The organism is Aeromonas sp. HMWF014 (assembly GCF_963878295.1).
Lineage (GTDB): Bacteria > Pseudomonadota > Gammaproteobacteria > Enterobacterales > Aeromonadaceae > Aeromonas > Aeromonas popoffii.
This window is the reverse complement of the sequence record NZ_CAWNYS010000039.1, coordinates 821-5,547: the sequence shown is the minus strand read 5'-3', so window position 1 is coordinate 5,547 and position 4,727 is coordinate 821. Positions and strand designations below refer to the sequence as shown.

At 57.5% G+C, this 4,727-nt stretch carries 4 protein-coding genes and 2 pseudogenes; all 6 read left to right on the top strand.

The window, feature by feature from the left end; all coding sequences use genetic code 11:
• A pseudogene (locus tag AAC083_RS01400) lies at positions 1-305 on the top strand (phosphate ABC transporter permease PstA); the annotation flags it as partial.
• A 225-nt stretch (positions 306-530) separates the two neighbouring features.
• On the top strand, positions 531-1,349 hold the full coding sequence (gene pstB, locus AAC083_RS01395; RefSeq protein WP_042036492.1) for a phosphate ABC transporter ATP-binding protein PstB: 819 nt from the start codon (positions 531-533) through the stop codon (positions 1,347-1,349).
• Between the two features lie 194 nt (positions 1,350-1,543).
• The gene (phoU, locus tag AAC083_RS01390) at positions 1,544-2,254 is read left to right on the top strand and encodes a phosphate signaling complex protein PhoU (RefSeq protein WP_042036494.1); all 711 of its coding nucleotides are present in this window, start codon (positions 1,544-1,546) and stop codon (positions 2,252-2,254) included.
• A gap of 192 nt (positions 2,255-2,446) precedes the next feature.
• Positions 2,447-3,766: a hemolysin family protein gene (locus tag AAC083_RS01385; RefSeq protein ID WP_108537872.1), complete on the top strand. Its 1,320-nt coding sequence runs from the start codon at positions 2,447-2,449 to the stop codon at positions 3,764-3,766.
• Between the two features lie 18 nt (positions 3,767-3,784).
• Entirely contained in the window at positions 3,785-4,324 is a 540-nt protein-coding gene (locus AAC083_RS01380) for a hypothetical protein (RefSeq protein ID WP_181364881.1), read from the top strand.
• Positions 4,325-4,617: 293 nt separating this feature from the next.
• A pseudogene (locus AAC083_RS22735) lies at positions 4,618-4,727 on the top strand (homocysteine S-methyltransferase family protein); the annotation flags it as partial.

The following is a 4,727-nucleotide window of genomic DNA, read 5'->3' as shown; positions in this document are numbered from 1 at the left end:
GCCTTATTCTGGCGATTGCCCGTGCTGCCGGTGAAGTGGCGCCGCTGATGCTGGTGGGGGTGGTGAAACTGGCGCCGACCCTGCCTATGGATGGCAACTTCCCGTTCCTGCACGTGGAGCGCAAGTTCATGCACCTGGGCTTCCACATCTATGATGTCGGGTTTCAGAGTCCCAACGTCGAGGCGGCGCGCCCGTTGGTCTACGCCACCGCCTTCCTGCTGGTGACGGTGATCGTTGGCCTCAACCTGACTGCCATCGGTATTCGTAACCACTTGCGTGAAAAATTCCGCTCTTTGGAACATTGATGTGGCTGCCCGGACGGATGTTGAGACAATGGATGAACAGCATGAACCTGACCGACATCACAGCCATTCGTAACCACTGCGTGAGAAATCCCGGTCGCTGGAACATGAATCCAGCCACCCCAGACTGATGTGAGGCAAGGGACGGGTTTCCCCCCTTGCCAGTCAAGTGTTCCGGCCGCTGGCGCATCAAGATGCCCGCCGCCACCGACTGATTTGAGGTAACAGATGATCAACGTAACGACCACGTCCACCCAGCACACAGCGCTGGATCTGCTCAACCTGAGCCCGGAGCAGACCGCGCTGGAGGTGAAGGATCTTAACCTGTACTACGGCAACAAACAGGCGCTGTTCAACGTCAACATGAAGATCCCGAAAGGGCAGGTGACCGCGTTTATCGGTCCATCCGGTTGTGGTAAATCGACCCTGCTGCGCTGTATCAACCGGATGAACGATCTGGTGGAGATCTGCCGCATCGAGGGGGAGATCCAGTTGCACGGCCACAACATCTACGACAAGGGAGTGGATGTTTCTGCCCTGCGTCGTCAGGTGGGCATGGTGTTCCAGCGTCCGAACCCTTTCCCCAAGTCCATCTACGAGAACGTGATCTACGGCCTGCGCCTGCAGGGCATCAACGACAGACGCACCCTGGATGAGGCGGCCGAGCGCTCCCTGCGCGGTGCTGCGCTGTGGGACGAGGTGAAGGATCGTCTGCACGACAATGCCTTCGGTCTCTCCGGTGGCCAGCAGCAGCGTCTGGTGATCGCCCGGGCCATCGCCATCGAACCGGAAGTGCTGCTGCTCGATGAACCCACCTCTGCGCTGGATCCGATTTCGACCCTCACCATCGAGGAGCTGATCAACGAGCTCAAGAGCCAGTTCACCGTGGTGATCGTGACCCACAACATGCAACAGGCGGCGCGGGTGTCGGATCAGACTGCCTTCATGTACATGGGCGAGCTCATCGAGTACTCGAACACCAACACCATCTTCACCACCCCGGCCAAGAAAAAGACCGAAGATTACATCACAGGTCGTTACGGCTAAGGCATGGTTGGTGCAACAAGGATCTTATTGATATGAACAAGATGAGCATCAATAAGCAGATTACCGGTCAGTTCAACGGCTGAGGCATGGTTGGTGCAACAAGGATCATGGGTATGAACAAGATGAGCATCAATAAACAGATTACCGGTCAGTTCAACGGCTAAGGCATAATCGGAGCATCAAGGATTATTTGTATGGACAATATGAACCTCAATAAACACATCTCCGGTCAGTTCAATGCCGAGCTAGAGAGCGTGCGCAATCAGGTGCTGGTGATGGGCGGTCTGGTGGAGCAGCAACTGACCGACGCCATCGCGGCCATCCACGATCAGGATCTGGATGCGGCGCGCAAGATAGTGGCCAACGACCACAAGGTCAACGCTATGGAAGTGGCGATCGACGAGGAGTGCACCCGCATCATCGCCAAACGTCAGCCCACCGCGTCCGACCTGCGCCTGGTGATGGCCATCATCAAGACCATCACGGATCTGGAGCGCATCGGCGACGTGGCGGACAAGATTGCCCGCATGCTGACCGACAACGCCAACAAGCCGCAGCCGCCTTTGGTATCGCTAGAGAACATGGGTCGACGCACCATCAAGATGCTGCATGACGTGCTCGACGCCTTTGCCCGCATGGATCTGGAGGCGGCCATCGCCGTTTACAAAGAAGATGACAAGGTGGATCGGGAGTACGAGTCCATCATTCGCGAGCTGATGACCTACATGATGGAAGATCCGCGCACCATACCCCAGGTACTGAACGTGCTGTGGGCGGCGCGGGCCATCGAGCGGGTCGGCGATCGCTGTCAGCACATCTGCGAATACATCGTCTATTACGTCAAGGGCAAGGACGTGCGCCATACCAAGGCGGACGAGCTCAATGAGCTGCTTGGCAAGCACTGACCGTAAAATGAATAAAAAGGCGCTTTGGGCGCCTTTTTTGTTGCACTGAGCGCCAGAGTAAGATATCGCCACCCAACAGGCGCTTTTCTGCTAGAATGTGCCCCCTGTGTGAGTCTCGGATGGACTCACGGTCTGGTCTCCCAGGCCCAGTTTTCCGTCTTGTGCTAAGGCGGGTGTAGCAATAGGTTAATCATGAGTTTTGCCGATAGTATATTTCTTCTGATGTTGCTGGTTGCCAGCAGCGTGTTCTTCTCTCTTTCCGAGATATCCCTTGCCGCCTCCCGCAAGATCAAGTTGCAGGTGATGGCCGATGAGGGAAACCGCCATGCCGCCAAGGTGCTGGCGCTGCAGGCCCAGCCGGGTAATTTCTTTACCGTGGTGCAAATTGGCCTCAATACTGTCGCCATCCTGGGCGGTATCCTGGGTGAGTCTGCCCTCAATCCTGCCATCAAGGGGCTCATCTCCGGCTTCTATCAGGGCCCCTGGCTCAGCGAGATAAGTTCCACCGCTTCTTTCGTGTTCGTCACCGGCATGTTCATCCTGCTCGCCGACTTGATGCCCAAACGTCTGGCCATGACCATGCCGGAGCGGGTCGCTGTGGTGGTGGTACGCCCCATGCTGCTGTGCGTGACGCTGCTGATGCCGCTGGTGTGGTTCTTCAATGGCATGGCGAATGGGTTGTTCCGTCTGCTGCGGGTTTCCATGATACGCAACGACGAGATCACCTCTGACGACATCTATGCGGTGATGGATGCGGGCGCTGAGGCCGGTGTCATCCAGCGTGAAGAGCATCAGCTCATCGAGAACGTGTTCGAGTTGCAGTCCCTTGGTGTGACCTCCGCCATGACGGCCCGCGAGAGCCTGATTTACTTCACCCTGCAAGAGGGTGAGGAGAGTATCAAGGCCAAGATCGCAGAGCACCCGCACAACAAGTTTCTGGTGTGCGATCACAACCTCGACAGCATCAAGGGCTTCGTCGATGCGAAAGAGCTGCTGATCCGTGTCATCAGCGGCCAGAGCATCGATCTCAACAGCGGCTCATTGGTGCAGAACGTCATCATCATTCCCGACACCCTCAACCTCTACGAGGCGATGGAGTACTTCAAGAACCACAGGGGCGATTTCGCCGTGGTGATGAACGAGTACGCCCTGGTGGTGGGAATCGTCACCATGAATGACCTCATGAGTACCGTCATGGGCGAGTGGGCTACCCACGTGGTGGAAGAGCAGATAGTACAGCGGGACGAAAACTCCTGGCTGGTGGACGGGGTGACCCCCATCTCCGACGTGATGCGTGCCTTCGACATAGAGGCGTTTCCGGATAGCCAGAACTACGAGACCATCGCCGGTTTCATCATGTTCATGCTGCGCAAGATCCCCAAACGTACCGACTCGGTGAAATACGCGGGCTACAAGTTCGAAGTCGTCGACATCGACAGTTACAAGATTGACCAACTGCTGGTCACCCGGGTGGAACCCGTGTTGACCGAGAAACCTGCTCAGGAATCGTAAAGGAGCTATCAAGGAGTCATGAAGATGCAGTCTCATTCCCGTGCGCTAGCCTGTGTGGCGCTCGCCCTTGCGCTGGGCGCTTGCAGCCAGAGCGCGCCCCGCAAGGTCACTGCCGTTGCCAAGCCTGCTGCCCCCAAGGCGGTGGTGGTGCCGCAACCGGATCCCGATGCCGTGGTGCAAAGTGCCGTGGCAGAGCCGAGCCCGGTATTCGATGAAGAGTATCACGGCCCGGATCAGGGATCGCTGGAGTCGGTGACCGCCCTGTTTGCCCGCGGTTACATCGAATCGGCCATGCGCGAGACCATGCTGGCGGCGGTACACAACGACTATCCGCTGCTCGGCATGCGGGATGTGCGGCTGACCGATCCTGTCTCCAAGTTCCTCACTTCCGCCCATGCTGCCACCACGGCCCACGACTATCTCTATGCCGGGGTGCAGCGTCGACTGGGTCGTCCTCTGAGCCCGGCTCAGTGGGAGCAGATCTGGAAGGGACTGCCCCAGCAGGGCCTGGTTTCCGACTGGACCAAGCAGATAAAACGCGTGCTGGCAGGGCGTTAAGCCACCTGTTCATCACTGTTGCAGTGAGGCCACCCCTGGGTGGCCTCACGTTTTTCTGCCTGCTACCTCCTGCGCTGTTTTCCCGTCTCTGTTGTCTGCGGATTTCCGGTGATACCGATTGCCGTCGGCTCTGCTTTGTTTTATCTTTATTTGGCCATCTAAACATCCATATGTTTTTATGGCTGATTTGGCCGTTCATCCTGAAGGGGCAAGGCGAGGAACTACCACGCCGGTCAGGAGAACAGCAGCAGATGCAACATGCAGACAAACACAACAACAAAGAGACAGGACAGATGGAAACACAGGCATTGTGGGTACTGGACGGTGGCATGGGGCGTGAGCTGGCACGGCGGGGGGCGCCATTTCGCCAGCCCGAGTGGTCGGCACTGGCGTTGATGGAGGC

Coding starts and splice junctions, on each gene's coding strand:
- AAC083_RS01380 (WP_181364881.1), top strand. CDS start 3,785: ATGAAGATGCAGTCTCATTCCCGTGCGCTAGCCTGTGTGGCGCTCGCC.
- phoU (WP_042036494.1), top strand. CDS start 1,544: ATGGACAATATGAACCTCAATAAACACATCTCCGGTCAGTTCAATGCC.
- pstB (WP_042036492.1), top strand. CDS start 531: ATGATCAACGTAACGACCACGTCCACCCAGCACACAGCGCTGGATCTG.
- AAC083_RS01385 (WP_108537872.1), top strand. CDS start 2,447: ATGAGTTTTGCCGATAGTATATTTCTTCTGATGTTGCTGGTTGCCAGC.